Source organism: Psychrobacter sp. T6-6, assembly GCF_052258185.1.
Taxonomy (GTDB): Bacteria; Pseudomonadota; Gammaproteobacteria; order Pseudomonadales; family Moraxellaceae; genus Psychrobacter.
Map to the genome: position 1 here is coordinate 354823 of NZ_JBQQEX010000003.1, position 18693 is coordinate 373515.

General features: G+C 44.0%; 17 protein-coding genes. 9 read left to right on the forward strand and 8 right to left on the reverse strand.

Annotation, left to right across the window (positions count from 1 at the left end; translation table 11 throughout):
* The first annotated feature begins 194 nt into the window (after positions 1-194).
* On the forward strand, positions 195-1556 hold the full coding sequence (locus tag ACTXGL_RS07430) for a Na+/H+ antiporter family protein (RefSeq protein WP_443525946.1): 1362 nt from the start codon (positions 195-197) through the stop codon (positions 1554-1556).
* Positions 1557-1669: 113 nt separating this feature from the next.
* On the opposite strand, the gene ACTXGL_RS07435 is transcribed toward ACTXGL_RS07430, so the two are convergent.
* Complete coding sequence (locus ACTXGL_RS07435) at positions 1670-1930, reverse strand: hypothetical protein (protein WP_443525948.1); 261 nt, start codon at positions 1928-1930, stop codon at positions 1670-1672.
* On the reverse strand, positions 1930-2580 hold the full coding sequence (locus ACTXGL_RS07440) for a 5-formyltetrahydrofolate cyclo-ligase (RefSeq protein WP_443525949.1): 651 nt from the start codon (positions 2578-2580) through the stop codon (positions 1930-1932). The genes ACTXGL_RS07435 and ACTXGL_RS07440 overlap by 1 nt, the downstream gene beginning before the upstream one ends.
* Positions 2581-2787: 207 nt before the next feature.
* Here ACTXGL_RS07440 and fumC point away from each other — a divergent pair, with 207 nt between their 5' ends.
* Positions 2788-4191: a class II fumarate hydratase gene (gene fumC / locus ACTXGL_RS07445; RefSeq protein ID WP_443525951.1), complete on the forward strand. Its 1404-nt coding sequence runs from the start codon at positions 2788-2790 to the stop codon at positions 4189-4191.
* A gap of 241 nt (positions 4192-4432) precedes the next feature.
* Here the strand turns inward: fumC and ACTXGL_RS07450 are convergent, their stop codons facing one another.
* The 5 genes from ACTXGL_RS07450 to ACTXGL_RS07470 form a co-directional block, all read right to left on the reverse strand.
* Positions 4433-5569 (reverse strand): hypothetical protein, encoded by a 1137-nt coding sequence (locus ACTXGL_RS07450; protein ID WP_443525952.1) that lies wholly within the window; start codon positions 5567-5569, stop codon positions 4433-4435.
* A gap of 203 nt (positions 5570-5772) precedes the next feature.
* A complete protein-coding gene (locus ACTXGL_RS07455; RefSeq protein ID WP_443525954.1) occupies positions 5773-6582 on the reverse strand; it encodes a MipA/OmpV family protein in 810 nt (269 codons plus the stop codon).
* 156 nt (positions 6583-6738) lie between these two features.
* Positions 6739-7878, reverse strand: a complete 1140-nt coding sequence (locus tag ACTXGL_RS07460) for a rhomboid family intramembrane serine protease (RefSeq protein WP_443525955.1) — start codon at positions 7876-7878, stop codon at positions 6739-6741.
* Positions 7879-8062: 184 nt separating this feature from the next.
* Positions 8063-9250, reverse strand: a complete 1188-nt coding sequence (locus ACTXGL_RS07465; protein WP_443525957.1) for an alpha-hydroxy acid oxidase — start codon at positions 9248-9250, stop codon at positions 8063-8065.
* 56 nt (positions 9251-9306) lie between these two features.
* Entirely contained in the window at positions 9307-9666 is a 360-nt protein-coding gene (locus ACTXGL_RS07470) for a glutaredoxin family protein (RefSeq protein WP_443525959.1), read from the reverse strand.
* Between the two features lie 327 nt (positions 9667-9993).
* On the opposite strand from ACTXGL_RS07470, the gene mtgA reads away from it, so the two are divergent.
* The 6 genes from mtgA (at position 9994) to ACTXGL_RS07500 (ending at position 14784) form a co-directional block, all read left to right on the forward strand.
* Positions 9994-10680, forward strand: coding sequence for a monofunctional biosynthetic peptidoglycan transglycosylase (gene mtgA, locus ACTXGL_RS07475; RefSeq protein WP_443525961.1), 687 nt, complete (start codon positions 9994-9996; stop codon positions 10678-10680).
* A 344-nt stretch (positions 10681-11024) separates the two neighbouring features.
* Positions 11025-13169: a polyphosphate kinase 1 gene (gene ppk1, locus ACTXGL_RS07480; protein ID WP_443526059.1), complete on the forward strand. Its 2145-nt coding sequence runs from the start codon at positions 11025-11027 to the stop codon at positions 13167-13169.
* A gap of 310 nt (positions 13170-13479) precedes the next feature.
* A complete protein-coding gene (locus ACTXGL_RS07485) occupies positions 13480-13650 on the forward strand; it encodes a hypothetical protein (RefSeq protein WP_319051273.1) in 171 nt (56 codons plus the stop codon).
* A gap of 73 nt (positions 13651-13723) precedes the next feature.
* Positions 13724-13972: a hypothetical protein gene (locus tag ACTXGL_RS07490; protein WP_443525963.1), complete on the forward strand. Its 249-nt coding sequence runs from the start codon at positions 13724-13726 to the stop codon at positions 13970-13972.
* A 106-nt stretch (positions 13973-14078) separates the two neighbouring features.
* Positions 14079-14438: a hypothetical protein gene (locus ACTXGL_RS07495; protein ID WP_443525965.1), complete on the forward strand. Its 360-nt coding sequence runs from the start codon at positions 14079-14081 to the stop codon at positions 14436-14438.
* 145 nt (positions 14439-14583) lie between these two features.
* Positions 14584-14784 (forward strand): hypothetical protein, encoded by a 201-nt coding sequence (locus tag ACTXGL_RS07500; protein WP_443525966.1) that lies wholly within the window; start codon positions 14584-14586, stop codon positions 14782-14784.
* Between the two features lie 201 nt (positions 14785-14985).
* Here ACTXGL_RS07500 and ACTXGL_RS07505 read toward each other — a convergent pair whose 3' ends face one another.
* Positions 14986-15792: a MiaE family protein gene (locus ACTXGL_RS07505; protein WP_443525968.1), complete on the reverse strand. Its 807-nt coding sequence runs from the start codon at positions 15790-15792 to the stop codon at positions 14986-14988.
* A gap of 580 nt (positions 15793-16372) precedes the next feature.
* Here ACTXGL_RS07505 and ACTXGL_RS07510 point away from each other — a divergent pair.
* On the forward strand, positions 16373-18571 hold the full coding sequence (locus ACTXGL_RS07510) for a malate synthase G (protein ID WP_443525970.1): 2199 nt from the start codon (positions 16373-16375) through the stop codon (positions 18569-18571).
* Positions 18572-18693: the final 122 nt, after the last annotated feature.

The window sequence follows — 18693 nt, forward strand, 5'->3', positions numbered from 1 at the left end:
AATCATTATGTGTTGATGTCTACTTGGTTCTATACGTGGGCTTTGCACCCAAAATAAGGTAAACTGGCGCGCGTCTAAAAACACGTCTAAAAAAGCACTAATACGGAAGCATTTTGGACGGCATAGCGCTATTCATCAGTTGCAATATTCATAGGTCTAAATAAGACCAAAGTACAAAAAACAAGGGGCAATACATGGCCATCAATGCGGTACTGCTGGCAGTTATCATTATGCTAGGGCTGTCACTGTCGCGAGTGCACGTAGTGCTCAGTTTATTAATCGGGGCATTGGCAGGTGGGCTATTGGCGGGTCTTGGTATCACCGATACGTTAGACGCCTTTCAAGAAGGGATTCGTAATGGCGCACAGATTGCGCTATCGTATGCTTTGCTGGGAGCTTTTGCAGTAGCGATTGCGCATTCAGGCTTGCCGCAGTCGTTGGCAGGGGCGGTGATTAGACGCATTGATGCTGCTGGTACGAGTGGCATGATTAAGTATATGCTGTTTGCAGGTCTTATCACCATGAGCTGCTTTAGCCAAAACTTAATCCCTATTCATATTGCCTTCATTCCGCTACTGGTACCGCCATTACTACTGGCGTTCAACCGTATGCACATTGATAGACGCCTGATTGCCTGTTTGATTACGTTTGGACTGGTTACCACCTATATGTTTATCCCTTATGGATTTGGTGATATTTACCTCAATCAGATTATGCTAAAAAACGTGGGTGAAGCGGGTATTGATGTTGGTAATATCTCTGTGGTGAAGGCCATGGCGATTCCTGCGCTCGGCATGCTACTTGGTCTGCTAGTCGCTGTATTCTTTAGCTACCGTAAGCCGCGCGAGTATCAGCAGATAGCGATAGACAAACAAGCGCATGATGCGGCTGTCGAAGGGGATGCCCTAAGCAAAACCGCAGCTGACGCTCAGTCACAAAGTAAGCTAAAAACGCTAGTCGCACTGGCTGCTATTGTTACTGCTTTTGTGGTGCAGCTTTATACCGACTCGCTACTGCTCGGCTCGATGTTTGGCTTTGGTGTATTTATGGCGACGGGCGTGGTGAAATGGCATGAGGCTGATGGCGTCTTTAATGACGGTATCAAGCTGATGGCGATGATTGGCTTTATTATGATTACGGCGCAGGGCTTCGCTGAAGTGATGAAAGCCACTGAGCAGATTCAGCCACTCGTTGATGGGGCGGCGTCACTGTTCGGTGGTAACAAAGCGATGGCGGCGTTTATCATGCTCCTCATTGGTCTGATTGTGACCATGGGTATCGGCTCGTCCTTCTCGACCATTCCTATTTTGGCCGCGATTTATGTGCCGCTATGTATCTCTTTGGGGTTCTCGCCACTCGCAACCGTTGCGATTATTGGTACGGCTGGTGCGCTGGGTGATGCCGGTTCGCCTGCGTCAGATTCGACATTGGGACCAACCTCTGGTCTTAATATTGATGGACAGCATGACCATATCAAAGACAGTGTAGTGCCGACATTCTTGCACTATAACATTCCGCTACTGGCATTTGGTTGGATTGCGGCGATGGTGTTGTAATAAATGATTTGAATGGTTATGTTTGATAAGAAGGGTGGGTATGGCAACTATCACGAATAGCAGCTATGCTCGCCCTTTTTCTATCTCTACTAATCGCTCAATCGATGCGTTTTCTAATAATCTTCATCAAAATCCTTAATCTCACCATTCAAACTACCCAAAAACGCATCACTGTCCGCCAGCAACGCATTTAAGCGTTCTTCACTAACGAGCCGTGCCATCTCATCAGCGCTAAAGGGTTGCTCTTGACTGTAGTAACGTTGCACCCTAGCGTCCTCATTGCCTAATGTTTGCAAATACTCATCCACACTGTCTGCACTGGAATCAGCAGCGCTAGAGTCTTTTTTATCAGACTGTTTATTGTTATCACTCATCAAAACCACCTTATGCTGCTTGGCGTAATTAAGCCATCTAACGGCACATCCCACGGCTGACGTTGTAACGCTTCAACCACCTGAAAATCATAACACCAGCCAATTTTAAGCGGTCTTGACGCCCCTGAGCGATAGCTTTTGCCAAGTGTCGTATCATAAAAACCGCCACCCATGCCCATGCGGTTGCCGTGATTATCTACCGCGACTAACGGACAGATAATAACGTCTAATTCGTGCGCCCACAGCAAACGACGATGATGATTTTGCTTCATACCCAAACGATGAATACGGGTTGGTACGTTGACGAGTTTTGAATGATAAACAGGCACAAAACGCAATCGTTTATCATCACTGCCGAGCGAACCAACTACAGGTAAATGAGGTAAATAGCCTAAGCGCCCGCACCAATCCAGCAGTGGCTGAGTGGGTAGCTCGCAAAATCCATCATAATATATTCCGATACGTGCATGTGCTGGCAAGCGCTGCTGTAACTTAGACAAATGCAAGCTTGCAGATAAAGCATATTGTCGCCGTGCAACATCCGTTAATTGACGACGCTGGCGGGTAAAGTGTCGTCTAGGTGGGTTACTTAACGCCGTTTCTTGTGAGTTAAGCGTTTTTGGCTCAGCGAGTATTGTTTCAGAGTGCATAAGTAGACTATCCAATGAGATATCAGATTGATAAAGGGCATTTTTAGACATTCGTTTTTAGGCGTTGACCGAGGCGATTTGTGAATATTCAACACGTCCTAGTCATGCTATCATAACGCCACTTTATATCGTATTCTCCTTTATGTGCAGCAGATGTTGCATTTTTTAGAGCAGTCATAAAACAACAAACCAGTAAAGAGGGTAGTTATGTCGACACAGAATCAGGCAACTCGTACCGAAAAAGACACCATGGGTAACGTAGAAGTCCCAGCTGATGCTTATTGGGGTGCGCAAACCCAGCGTAGCCGCGAAAACTTCAAAATTGGCGGCGAAACATTGCCGCGTCCGATGATTGAAGCGATGGCACTGGTCAAAAAAGCCGCTGCGATTACCAATGCAAGCCTAGAGCGTATCGAAGGCGACAAGCGTGATCTCATCGTACAAGCCGCTGATGAAATCATCAATGGTGGTCTGGTCGATCAGTTCCCACTCGTCGTATGGCAGACAGGTTCTGGCACCCAGTCAAACATGAACATGAACGAAGTACTGGCCAACCGTGCCAACGAAATCGCGGGTTCTGAGCGTGGCAGCTATACGCCAATTCACCCAAATGATCATGTCAACCATGCACAGTCTACCAACGACAGCTTCCCAACAGCGATTCGTGTGGCGGCTGCTCGTCAGATCAATAGCTTGTTGATCCCAGCGGTACAAGCACTGCGTGATACTTTGGATAAAAAAGCCAAAGAATTCGATAGCATCGTAAAAATCGGTCGTACGCATTTGCAAGACGCGACGCCATTGACCCTAGGCCAAGAGTTCAGCGGCTATGTGAGCCAACTTGACCACGCGTTAACTCGTATCGACAATGCGCTACAAGGTCTATATGAATTGCCACTAGGCGGTACTGCGGTAGGTACTGGTCTAAACGCCCATCCTGACTATGCAGTAAAATCAGCTGAGCAGCTATCAACCTTGACTGGCTTACCGTTTGTTACTTCACCAAACAAATTTGAAGCGCTAGCCGCTCGTGATGCCGAAGTATTTGCGTCAGGCGCTCTAAAAACGCTAGCAGGCAGTTTAAATAAAATCGCTAACGACGTACGTTGGTTGGCATCAGGTCCTCGTTGTGGTCTAGGTGAGTTGACGATTCCTGAAAATGAGCCAGGCTCTTCTATTATGCCGGGTAAAGTAAACCCAACACAGTCGGAAGCAATGACCATGGTTGTTGCTCAGGTCATGGGTAACGACACAACTATCAGCATGGCTGGTGCATCAGGTAACTTCGAGCTAAACGTTTATAAGCCAGTGATCGCGTTTAACTTGTTGCAGTCTATCAAACTGCTTGGTGATGCTTGCAACAGCTTCAACGAAAACTGTGCCGTTGGTATCGAGCCAGTAAAAGACAAAATTGATGACTTCTTGCACAACTCATTGATGCTAGTAACGTCATTGAACCGTCATGTTGGCTATGAAAATGCAGCAAAAATCGCTAAAACGGCGTATAAAGAAAACAAAACCTTGAAGCAAGTGGCGGTTGAGCTAGAGCTATTAACTGAAGCGCAATTTGATGAGTGGGTCATTCCTGCTGATATGGTACATCCTAAGTAAGCAGTAGACCAAATAGTGACCTGCTACGGCGTCAGACTCGCTTAATGTACGATAAGTACCATTTGCACTCGTCTTTCTGGTAGCAGCATCGTATTTGTGCCACTGAGAGCTTAGAAATCAAAAAGACCTTGTCGTGTGACAAGGTCTTTTTTTATAGTTAACGTACTGTGCATATAGCAAGCATCCTAGTTTATTTGCAAATATTTAAAGGATGTTAAGGTTTTTATTTTTAACCTCTTATTTAGAAAAATCGTCTTAAGAACAGCTTGAGCCAGCTTTTTGGCATCAAGTCTTTTTCAGTTCTATACTGTACGGCCATAAGCAATTTTTCTAACTTATTTGCCTGTATGGTTAAGTGGTACTTATTCGCAGCTTTTAGCGCAGTATCGAGCCCAACGTATGAGAGGTCGTATTTAATTTTTCTTAACCATTTGTACGCTATATTAAAAGCCTTGATACCGAACGCAGTGTTGTCAGCCAATAAACTAAATTCAAAAATTTTCTCGATAGTCATACGACCCAACCCTACGTTTTTCCAGTCGCTAAATTCTTCTAATTCTTTATCGATACAATCAACTGTTTTTGAGGCATTTTCTGATTGCTCTGTTTTAATATAAAAGTCCAATAAATCTCTATAGCAGCTAATGCTATCCCAATGTGAGTCACTGGCTGCCAGCTCCTCTTTTAGTAGTTCGATGACTTTTAAGTATTCTTTTAATTCAGTATAGGCATGCTTTAAGGTATTCTGTTTATTGACCGAGTCAGGGGTCGTCTCGTTCCATGCTTCAAGATATTTTTTGGCGAGCTCGTAGTTATCTAAATATAAATGGCGCTGATACAAAGTATATAAGTGCTCATCAGCCTCTTGTTTGGGGTAGTTACTCGATAGTTGCGTCCACCATTCTTCTAACGCACTAGCACAACTGTATTGAGAATATAATTCTTGTAAATCATCATAAATCTCTGGGAAGTTATTTTTGATGAATCTCCCTGTTTTATCTTCTAACGCATAAAACATAAACTCGTTATCGATGACAAAACTGGCATCAAAATTTGAATGCTTAGCGTTGTAGAACAAAGGGATGTCGTCTGGATTTTTAAAGCTGGCGAGCAAGTAAGCATTTAAAACAAGAGCATCACTCACACCCCATATTGAACCCTCCTGATGATTCAAAATATCTTGCGTGAATAGATATCTGACCAGCGCTTCATCCTGCGCTTGTAAGTCATATTGCAGCTCGATTAATAAGGCATAACGCGCTTTTGCCTGCTTATCATAACTGACGTCGTAACCATCATCAGACATGAACGTTGACGGTGAGTAGGCGAGCTGTTGCCACAGCGTTTTATCACGACGATATAAAGGTAGTTGCTGCATTTTTCATATTCCAGTTTAAATATGATTGAATCATAAGTCATTTTATCTATTATCAATAAAACTCATTGCTTATCAGATGTTATTTTTCGTTTGCATATATCTTGTGAGTACTCGAAATAACACCTTCTAATTTAGCTCATTCTAAACCAGAAAAAGGCCGAGCAAACCGCTCAGCCTTCTCCACATCAAACATCAAATCTCAATTAAAACTTATAAAGCAGACCAAGTGTCGTTGCCGCTTCAGTACGTGAGTCGACCATTGGGCTATCGTACTGCTCATTGGGTACATAGCTCACACTTTGATTGGCAAATCCCGCCCATTTATCACTGAAGTCATAGTTAGCACTCACGCTGACATACGGATTCAAGCTTGAGTTTGATTTATAAGCGGCAACGCCCGTTTCTGCTGACTCTTCTTCACTGACGCCATAGTAGTATTCGTTATAGTCAGCATCGTGATACTCAAAGCCAATGCTTGGATAGACGGTGAGCTTGCCTTTGCTGATTCTAGCAAGGTAGGTCAAACGACCAGAGTTACCGCCACTACGGTCCAACACATCAGTGTCAAACTGAGCACGTATACCGCCAATAGGGGTGCGGCGCAGATAGCTCAGACCAGCAGCTGCTGAGAGTTTGCGCTCATCGAGACCTTGCAAGTCACCATTGGCGTCGTCAGGATCAAAGCTATTGCCCGATGGCTGCGCATAGATAGACAGCTCATTGGTACCATCATTGACTAAGTACGCGCCAGCTTGGGCACCGCGCGCGTAGAACTTATTATTGTCATAAAAGATACCGGGCAGCACACGTACTTCCGTGCTGTCTTCTAGATCATAGGATGAGTTGACTGCCATCACATTGACCCCAACGCTCAGCTCAGCGTCTTGATCAGCAGGTAGGTTTTTGAACAGTGCGGCGTTAGAGAGGCTTGCTACGCTAAATAGCGCAGTAGCAGTCAACGCGCTAAGCATAGTGCGTGTCGAGATATGAGGTAGCGCTGCAAGTTTTGACATAATTGGGTCTCGTGAGTGAGTATAGATAACTGGGTAATAGCATCAGATAAAACGTGCTCGAAAACGTCAGTAAAAAAGCGTCAATAAAAAAGCAATAATCTAAATAAGTAGGCTATGCGTGAGAGCTATATAGCAATGATAGTTAAGTATGAGCATTTACTCAATGGATTTTAGTACTTGTAGTAACTGCTCATGAATATCTTGCCACCACCAGACAAATCCGATGCTGATCAGTAGCATCACAAGCCAAGGCAGTAGTTGCCAAATGATTGCAGGCTTTATAGGTTCTTTGGGTGGGGCTGTGGGCTGAGTAATATTATTGTGATCTGGGTGGTCAGGTGACGCGGTATGCCTAACTGTGCTGTGATTCATGTCATTGCTACGTATATCTCGCGTATTACTATTATAGCTGTCTATCTCGGAATCATATCGGTCTAGTGTAGGTTGACGGCTATCCAAACCAGCATTTTGATTGTTAAAATCAGTATCTAGGGGAGGTAAATGGGCATCATCATTGCTGTCATGACTATCCTGATTATTGAGTTGATCATTATATTGTGAATTGTACTTACTGTTGTACTGATCGCTATCTTGCTTCCCATAATGATGGGTGGTTTGATAAGGGTTAGCATTGCGCTGCTGCTGAAACGCTGCGTTTTGCAGTGCGACAGCCACTCGCTGACGATAACCAATCACAAAAGCTAAGGCAATGACCAGTCCGGTAATCGCGCCACCAATGTGACCAGCATTATCAATACCTGGTACGGCAAAACCGTAAACAAGGTTGATACCCATGATAAATACCAAGCTCTTAAGGTTCAGCACCATACCATTGACCAATATCTTAAATAGTGCCGCGATTAATAATGCCGCCCCAATACCCATAATACCGCCAGAGGCACCAGCTGATATGCCAGGTTGTCCTGTACCGTCTATAATACCCTGCCATGTGACATAGTTATTGAGCAAATTACCACCGATAGCCGCCAACAAAAACAACGCCAAAAACTTGGCTGAGCCAAACATAGGCTCGGCAATCTGTCCAAAGAAATACATGGCAAAGCCGTTAAATAGCAGATGCATGAGACCAATATGCAAAAACGCACTGCTGACCAATCGCCAGGGCTCGTCACTCATCGTAAAAGGTAGGGCGTTGGCACCCCATGAGAGCAATGCTTCAGTCGATGGGTTGTTGGCATCGACCCCTGTCACTATCTGCAAGACAAACAGCCCAATAAAGCTGGCTAATAGCAAGGTAGTGATAGGGGCTGTTTTTAATAATTGCAAAATGGTCATAAACGCGAGATATCATCAAAATATTGTATATATAGTATAAAGGGTATGCGCAAATAATGTTATGTATCCGCAAGTCATCATGGCACAAGTTTATATAGCTTTAATGGCTGATAGCTCTTAAAACTAGCTAGCTCTTAAGAAGAGACAGTTCTTAGAGATCGGAAGTTCTTAAAAATGGATAGCTCTAAAATTGACCAATTTTGAGATTCTCATAAGTGCCTTTTACCAAGATATCGTCCATTACTTTATTGATATCCGTATGACCGCAGAATGCCATTGAGATATCACATTCTTTATAGATGATCTCGAGAGCACGGCGTACACCATCTTCACCATAAGCGCCCAGTCCATAAAGGAAGGAGCGTCCGATCATTGTGCCTTTCGCACCTAATGCAATGGCTTTTAGCACATCTTGCCCAGAGCGGATACCACTGTCTAGCCAGATCTCGATATCGCTGTTTTCGGCTTGTACTGCCTGTACGATGTCTGCGAGGGCAGAGATAGAAGACAATGCACCATCCAATTGACGCCCGCCATGGTTTGAGACGACTAGGGCGTCCGCGCCACTACGAGCGGCCATGATGGCATCTTCAGGCTCCATGATACCTTTGATGATGAGCTTGCCGCCCCACATGTCTTTGATACGCGCCACATCATCCCAGCTCAAGCGTGGATCAAACTGCTCTTCTGTCCAAGCGCTCAGAGAGGACAAGTCTTCGACACCCTTAGCATGTCCCACGATGTTACCAAACGTGCGACGTTTGGTACCTAGCATATTCATACACCACTGCGGTTTGGTCATGAGATTCATGATATTGGTTAATGTGGGTTTGGGCGGTGCAGATAGCCCGTTTTTAATGTCTTTATGACGTTGTCCGAGCACTTGCAGGTCCGCTGTAAGAATCAGTGCCGAACAATTGGCTTCTTTTGCTCGCCGGATTAGATTGGCCACGTAGTCTTGATCACGCATGACATAGAGCTGAAACCAAAACGGCGCACTGGTATGACTGGCGACATCTTCGATAGAGCAAATACTCATGGTGGAGAGCGAGAAGGGCACGCCAAATTTTTCGGCGGCACGCGCAGCATGAATCTCGCCATCTGCCCACATCATACCAGTGAACCCAGTCGGAGCGATGGCAACGGGCATATTGACGGACTCGCCAATCATTTGTGTCGCTAGACTGCGATTGTCCATATCGACCAGCACCCGTTGGCGCAGCTTGATACGATCAAAGTCAGTCTCGTTACTACGATAAGTCGTCTCAGTCCATGAGCCGGAATCCACATAATCATAGAACATACGAGGTACTTTACGCTCGGCGACACGGCGTAAATCTTCGATTTCGGTTACCTTCTTTAAATCTTGCATCGTTTCTCACCACTCTATCATCGTAATACGGTGTCTTTACTATAAGACGACTGCTATCAAACAAGTAATTGCTGTAAATCCATCACCGAAAACGGATAGTTTAATCGTCTAGATGGCGTCAAAATGACGGGAATAGTTGTGGCAAAATCCATCATAAGTGCCTCATCAAAGTCTGCAATATCGACATTGTGGTAAGTGATTGGTTGTACGGCCTGAAACTGTAAGATTATTTGCTCAGCGATATCACATAAATGACAACCAGAGGTGCCCAGTAGCCACCATTTATGACTGTTTTCAGCAGTTCCAAGGCTAGGGTACTCTGCAATAACACGCGCTCGTAATATTTCTATACTATTATGTGAGTCGTTATGCGAGCTGTTGTGTGAGCTATTATGAGAATTGTTATTGTCGGACATGGTTATTCTCTTATCTTAATACTGGTTAAAAGGCGCCTACTCTTAGTACGTGCTGATAGCAAGCGCTGACAGTACCTGCTAGTAGTACGCGCTGAGCTAAAATTTAAAATACCCCAGTGATTATTACATCATAAAGAAGTGGGGTAAATAATGACAGCGATTGTGAGATTAGGTAAGATGACCTGCTATTGGTCATTATTGAAGACCAATAGCTGACTGCTAATGACTAAGAGCAAAGAGTAGATTGGTGACGATGGGCTCGTCGCTGTTTCTTGGTCATCAATAGAGCGTTCATTTATTACTTTTTTAATCACTCGGATATCGCACATGACAAGTTTTGGCACATTTATCAAACGACTGTTATTGGCAATCATGTTATTACTCGTCGCCTTTCATGTCTTGGTCGCTGGGCTGTTATTAATCTGGAAAACTCAGCCGATCAATAACAGCATGTTTATGCTGACTCATCGTCTCACGGGTGGCACGGTGACGCAGACATGGGCTGAGTATGATGCTATTGCCAAGTCTGCCAAGCAAGCGGCAATCGTGAGTGAGGACTCGACGTTCAGTCAGCACAATGGCTTTGATATAAAAGGTATCAAGGCGGCACAAAAGAAAAACGAAGAGACTGGCACGACGTCTGCTGGTGGCTCAACCATTACGCAGCAACTGGCAAAAAACCTATTTTTGACCTCGCATCGCTCCTATGTCCGTAAAGCGGAAGAGGCTGTCATCACCATCATGATTGAAACGCTATGGGATAAGCAGCGTATTATGACCGCTTATCTCAATGTGGCAGAGTTCGGCAACGGCATCTATGGTATCGACGCGGCGGCGCATCATTATTTTGATAAGTCAGCCGCCAATCTGAATCGAGATGAGTCAGCGCTACTGATTGCCATGCTCACTAACCCAAAGTATTACGAGGACAACCAAGGGGACAGACGTCTGCGCAATAAACAGGCAATTATCAAGAAGCGAATGAAAAACGCTGCATTGCCGCAAGCGTCTTAGAAGTAAATTAGGAATAAACAACCGTATTAACCGGACAGTCGTTACAGTCGTTTATATAGCAGTGTAAATCCATCGTAGGCAGAGTAAAGCAGTAAGGGTGACGAAAAATAAAAGAAATATCGGTCAAAAATACAACAACAGCTGATAATCTTTGAAAAAGCCATTGGTTAAGTCGTATTACGGGCGAGATGATTTTAGATAGACATAAGATGATGGCGTATCGATAACGCAAAAGGAGTAACAACGTGGTAGAGACAAACAACAATCAGGGTAGTGGTGATGCGAGCGAGATGATTGATGTCAATCATCACAGCGAAGATACGGGCGCAAATACAAATCAAGACATGAGTGTAAGCAGTCATCGTGAGGAACTAGCCGAAATAGAGTGGCAGCGCTCAGAAGATGGCAGCTATTCACCCAGCAGTTATATCAATCGAGATTTGTCTCTATTACAGTTCCATCTACGTGTGTTGGCACAGGCATCCAGTAGTCGCCACCCGTTGCTTGAGCGTTTGTTCTTTTTGATTATTTTTTCATCCAACCTCGATGAGTTCTTTGAGATTCGTGTCGCTGGTATCATGCAAAAGCTCAATATCGGTGATGTATCAACCAGCGCCCACGGTATGCGTCCGAGCGAAGTGCTAAACGAGATATCCATTATTACTCATGCTGCGATCAGTGAGCAGTACCGTATTCTTAATGAAGATATTTTGCCCGCACTTGCGCTCGAAGATATTCGCTATCTAAAGCGAGATGAGCTGAATGCTGAGCAGTCTGCTTGGATGAAGCGTTATTTTACTGAGCAAGTATTGCCTGTATTGACCCCCATCAGTATTGATCCTGCCCACCCATTCCCGCGCTTGGTTAATAAAAGCTTGAACTTTATCGCGACACTAGAGGGCAAAGATGCCTTTGGTCGTGATATTAACTTGGCGATTGTACCTGCACCTCGCAGTCTACCGCGTGTCATTCGTCTGCCTGATGAGCTGACTGGCGGCAAAGAACATCATGTGATGCTCTCCGCCATCATTCATGAGCATATCGGTGAGTTGTTCCCGGGTATGAGCGTGACCGGTTGTCATCAGTTCAGACTCACACGCAACGCCGATTTAGATTTGGCAGATGACGTTGAAGACATTGCCAAAGCACTAGAGGGTGAGCTTGAAAACCGCCGCTTTGGTGACAAGGTTCGTCTTGAGGTGACCACAAACTGTCCTGCCCATATTAGCGATTATTTACTCAATGAGTTTGAGTTGCATGACAATCAGCTGTACCGTGTCAATGGTCCTGTCAATCTGACGCGTTTGCTTTTTGATTTTAATCTTCCTGCACTGCGCTATCAGCCATTTACTCATGTCGTGCCAAAAGCATTCCGCCGAGAGATGGACAAGTCAGACAAGTCGACCAGTATGTTTGCTGCGCTGCGTAAGAGCGATGTGCTCGTGCATCATCCTTTTCATGCCTTCTCGCCCATTATCAACTTGCTTTGGCAAGCAGCGAGCGACCCCAAAGTGTTGGCGATTAAGCAGACACTATATCGTTCAGGTACCAATTCAGAAATTGTCAAAGCGCTAGCTGCAGCTGCTCGCAACGGCAAAGAAGTGACGGCTGTTATCGAGTTGCGTGCCCGTTTCGATGAAGCCTCTAACATTGCTGTTGCCAATTATTTGCAAGAGGCAGGGGCAGTTGTGGTCTATGGTATCGTCGGCTACAAGACTCATGCCAAACTCATGCTCATCGTACGCCGTGAGGAAGATAGAATCCGTCGCTATATACATCTAGGAACTGGTAACTATCATGCGGCTAACGCTAAAGTCTATACGGATTATGGCTTGTTCAGTGCTGACCCTGATATCTCAGAAGACGTACATAAGATTTTTCAAGAGCTAACAGGTATGGGTAAACCTGCCAATCTCAAAAAACTGCTACATGCGCCGTTTACCTTGCACGACAAACTGATGAGCTTTATCGATGATGAGATCGCTCATGCCAAAGCAGGCAAGCGCGCTCATATCATTATCAAGGCAAACGCCCTGACTGAGCGTCGTCTTATCGATAAACTATATGACGCGTCGCAGGCAGGCGTCAAAATCGAGCTGATACTACGGTCTATGTGCTGTCTACGTCCGCAAGTAAAAGGGCTGTCTGAGAACATCACCGTACGCTCTGTTATTGGTCGGTTTTTGGAGCATACCCGTATCTATTATTTCTACAATGACGGTGATGAGCGTCTGTATTGTGGTAGTGCCGACTGGATGGATCGTAACTTGTTCCATAGGGTTGAGGTCGCATTCCCGATTGAGAATAGAAAGCTGTTTAAGCAGATTTATCAGGATGGGTTGATCAATTACTTACAAGACAATGTACAAGCATGGACACTGAATGGCACAGGTGTATGGCAGCAGCGACAACCAGTGGCAGGCGAAGAGCCTCACGTCGCACAAGAGCAGTTATTGAAACTGATCAACCGTGTTGAAGAGTCTAACTAATTTGTCAAAATGCATTTAGCAGATTTCTAGCGCTTTAATTAGCTATCCAACCAAGCACTGGTGAATACTGGTGCTTGGTTTTTTTGTGCTGACCAACTGAAAAAGTTACAAACTGTCTTGTAACCTCACATTTATTCACATATTGATACGGCAGTACACTGGTGCAATACACGTTGTCCTACTTATAATTAATCTCGATTGTGACGCTATCTGATCTGTAATCGAAGACTTATTTGTTTGTACTTCATACACTTATATAGTGTCATAAAGTTTCTAAAATAATCGAACTATAAAGAACAGGGAATATATTATGAGCACTACAGACAATGACACCTCAGATATCAAAAAAGCGGTTGATCAAGTGAACAGTCAAGAAATAGAAAAGAACCTAAAAGACAGTAGTAAAACTGATGCTCCCGAGCAGCTAAGTGAAGAAGAGCAAACACCTTTTATTGATGATGCATTACGTACTGATAAATAATAGTCCATATTGGCACTCAAATTAAAATACCAAATTAGCAACTAATAAATAATAATCGTGCGAGGGAGAGACCATGACGATTCAAGGACAGAAAAATAATGAAGAAAAAGTGGTTGTGGACGACCCAGCAGCAACAGTATCAGATAACCCTAAAGACAGTTACGAAGGACGCAAGCACGAGCCAGAAATAGATGGTCCTGAACAAGACTCTCAAGAGACTGACGAAATATACGCTGACCCACGTAAAGAAGAGAACTTACCGGCGGGTGGCAAAAACGTTGCAGAGTTGAATGCTCATGATTTAAGCAGAAAAGCCGACTGATAATTGCTATAAATAGATAATCGTCGTAAATGGCATAGTAAGATCGCTATAAATGGTACATTAAAATTTTAGTGACATAAACGATAATTATAATAAGGACAAGACAATGGAAACCAGAGATCCCGCTTTAGGTAAAACTAAAATAGCAGAAACTGATACTCATGAAACACTAAATGATTCGCAAACAGTCGAGAATCATGATGAATTAGAAGAAAACGTTAGCGAAAATAAAGGCACTGATACGTTTGAAGAAGGTGTGGTAGCGTCTGAACATGTTAACAAAAATGATAATCCAGCACGTCAGCCTGATCGCCGTGATCAGCCAGGTAATGGTTTTGATGATAATATCAATGAAGAAACTGTCCGTAGTGAAGGGCCTGATAGCGATAAAATCAATAATATGAATCGCTATGCAAACATTGATAATGCCCAAACGCGCACTTTGAACCCTGATGACAAAGACTAGTTGCATTGAGAACTAGATGCACTGAGCAGAACCAAGTGAAGACAAATGGCGTCCATAACGCCATTGGCTGTATTTAACGTATCAAGAAAAACTGCACTGAGCCGAAGATATACTCGGCAACAAATAAAAATAATAGGGGATACCGATGACCAAATCACATGATGAGCATGCTACCGATGAATATAGTTTAAAAGATGCAGATGACAACAACGGTATCGTGCCAGATGACGCACTACAGAAAGTAAATCCGGCAGCAGCAGACAAGGCAGCTGGAGATCATGATCCGCACAATGTCGCTAAGAGCAATAAGCAATATGACAGCTCGCTTATGGAAGATGACAAATAGTACTCAATGTATGATAATTTCTACATTAAGCACCAATAGTAAGTACTAATAGCCAGTATCAGCTTTAGTATTAGTAAAAACAAAAAAGGCACTGCAATTGAAAGAGTCTATCACTCTAGCAATTGCAGTGCCTTTTTCTATGTCTGTTGCATATAGTGGTAAACAGACATCAGCGATAAGATATTGGTTATATAGGTATCTCTAGGCAGGCGTGCCACTATGGAAGCGTAGTTCGGCATCAGGACTGTCTATCAGCTCAGCTTCTACTTCCTTGAAAAACGCAACTCGCTCATCGATATTATCTTCTGATAACGATTGAGCCAGCACAAGGTAGTCCTCGAAATGACGGCTCTCTGACTTTAGTAAATAGCGGTAGTACTTTGCTAGGCGTTCATCATCGATAACCTCGGCCAATGCCGCAAAACGTTCGCAAGAGCGCGCCTCAATAAATGCACCAATGATCAATACATCCACCATCGCTGCTGGCTCATAAGTGCGCTTGTGCTTTAGCATACCCTTAGCATAGCGACCAGCACTCAAATATTTCCAGTCCTGACCACGCTCATTCATGATACCTAGCACTTGCTCGTAGTGCAGCATCTCTTCACGTATCAGCTGTGCCAATTTACGCTGCAAGTCATAGGAGAACTCATAACGGAATATTAAGTTCATCGCGGTACCCGCAGCCTTCTTTTCGCAGTTGGCATGATCTTGAATGATCAGTGGCAAGTTATTAAGGGCAGCATCTACCCAAGCTTGTGTGGTGCGCGCGCCCAAAAAACTATAAACAGGAGACAGATCTACTTTGATAGGGGAGCGCAGATGCGCGATATCGACACTGTCTTCCTCAATTTCGTTACAGTCCTGTGCGATAACGTCTGTTTTGGAAACATTTGCTTTAGAGATACTGTGTTCAGCTGCTTCTTGAGAGCTATCATCATGAGCTTTGCATTTGTTAATCGTATCTGACGGCATGAATGTTGAGAGTTCTGGCTGGTTTATGGTCATAGTATAAAAGAACTTTTTTATAAGTGTGGGTTTAGGACAACTGGTTGGCAAGCGTTTGCAACACGATTGATATTAGCTTCTATCTACCAGTCTATGTATTGAATGATAGAGGGTATTTGAACACTACTTTACATAATAATGGCTACTTACTATTCAGATGAAACTGAGCATTCACAAGTTTGTGTTGGGCAGCCATAGCCTCTATAGCTTGCGCTCTGTACGGTATCATTATTATACAACCTCAATATTTATCTACTAAATGAGGATTGCTTGTTTATTTTATTATTTGATAGTAGGATGATATTCTGCTTTTTAGGCATAGTGTCTTACTACTGATTGTCATTTAGTAGCGGGTAGCGAGCATTATAGCAACTGCTAATCCTGTATCAAAATATAAGATTTATACAGTCTTTCTTTATAAATGGTCGAAAATCCCTGCTACGATATTGAACATACATTATATGTTGGTATGTATGCTGATTGCTAACTTATATACATAGCCATTGGCAACATGTATTTTTCAACAGTGATCATTACAACTTAGTATTACCACACCTCACAAACAAATAAGGATAACAACATGGGCCAGTCTTCTAACGCCAATCGTATTCAAAAAGGTATTCTTGCCATCGACCAGCAGTTGTATGACTTTATTGAAAATGAAGTGCTACCAAAAGTCGGTGTCGACTCAGACAGTTACTGGTTGGGCTTTGAAAAGGTTATTAAAGAATTCACACCACGTAACAAAGCGCTGCTTGCGACTCGAGACATGATTCAAGCGCAGATTGACGAGTGGCACTTGCAAAACCCTGCTAAAGAGGGCGAGATTGATTATCCAGCTTATAAAGAATTCCTAAAAGAAATCGGTTATTTGTTACCAGAGGATGATGACTTTACGGTCGATACAAAAAACGTCGATGATGAAATTGCTCATATTGCAGGACCACAGCTAGTCGTACCAGTACGTAATGCTCGTTACGCGCTTAACGCGACCAATGCGCGTTGGGGCAGCTTATATGATGCGTTGTACGGCACCGATGTAATCAGTGACGAAAATGGTCAAGAAGCAACAGGCAGCTATAATCCTACTCGCGGTGCAGCCGTTGTTGCCTATGCTAAGGCATTCTTGGACGAACATTTCGCATTAGCATCAGGGTCGTATAACGATGTGACTGGCTTTAAGATTATCGATGGTCAGCTTGAGGTTGTACAAGGCGATAGCACTACCGCGCTACAAGACACCAGTAAATTTGTCGGTTTCGTTGGTGCAGCTGACGAGCCTACTGGCGTGCTACTAAAAAATAACGGCTTGCATGCTGAGATTCAGATTGATGCCAGTCATCCAGTCGGCAAAGATGATCCAGCAAATATTAAAGATGTGCTACTTGAGTCAGCCATGACCGCGATTCAAGATTGTGAAGACTCAGTTGCTGCTGTAGATGCAGAAGAAAAAGTTGAAGTCTATCGTAACTGGCTCGGCCTGATGAACAGCGATCTACAAGAAACCTTCGAAAAAGGTGGCAAGACACGTACTCGTAAACAAAACCCAGACCGTGAATACAATACACCAGATGGTGGCAAGCTAATCCTACCAGGTCGCTCGCTACTGTTAATCCGTAATGTTGGTCATTTGATGCAAAACCCTGCAATTTTAGTTGATTTGGGCGACGGTCAGGAGCAAGTGTTTGAGGGCCTAATGGATGGTCTAATCACGCCATTATTAACGCTTAACGACATCAAAGGCAAAAACGAGCTATCAAACTCACGTAAAGGCTCTATGTATATTGTTAAACCAAAAATGCATGGCCCTGAAGAAGTCAAGATGGCCAACGATTTGTTTGATGCGTCAGAGGACTTGCTGGGTCTAGAGCGCAATACGCTCAAAATCGGTATCATGGACGAAGAGCGCCGTATGACGGTCAACCTAAAAGAAGCCATTCGCCAAGCAAAAGAGCGCGTTATCTTCATCAATACAGGATTCCTAGATCGTACTGGTGATGAGATGCACACCAGTATGAATGCAGGTCCATTTGTACCAAAAGGTGAAATGAAATCGCAAGCATGGCAGCCAGCTTACGAGCAATGGAATGTGGATATCGGTCTAGAAACAGGTCTACAGGGACATGCTCAGATTGGTAAAGGTATGTGGGCGAAGCCTGATGAGATGAAAGAGATGATGGAGACTAAGGCGGCTCATCCTAAGTCTGGTGCCAGCACTGCTTGGGTACCATCACCAACAGGTGCTACCTTGCATAGCATCCACTATCATCAAGTCAGCGTAGCCGACGTACAAGACAACCTAAAATCACGTGAGCGCGCCAGCTTAGATGATATTTTGACTATTCCATTGGCAAAGAACACCAATTGGACTGATGAAGAGAAGCAGCAAGAGCTTGAAAACAATGCTCAAGGTATCTTGGGGTATGTGGTACGCTGGGTAAATCAGGGCGTTGGCTGCTCTAAAGTACCTGACATTAATGATGTCGGCCTAATGGAAGATCGCGCGACCTTGCGTATCTCTAGTCAACATATTGCCAATTGGTTGCATCATGGTGTCGTCAGCGAGCAGCAAGTGATGGATACCATGAAGCGCATGGCGAAAGTCGTTGATGAGCAAAATGCAGGCGATAGTGATTATCAGACAATGGCTGATAACTTTGATAGCTCTTATGCCTTCAAAGCAGCTTGTGATTTGGTATTTAAAGGTCGCGAGCAGCCTAGTGGTTATACAGAGCCACTATTGCATCAAGCACGTCTTGATCTAAAAGCAGACGCTTAAGCTTCAAATTAGATATATCAAAACCTTCTAATACCCAAAGTATAGAAGCCAATATTGCTTATTTGTGACTGTCAAATATGTCAAAAATAAGACAATAGACCTTCTATCGATGCTGATTATTT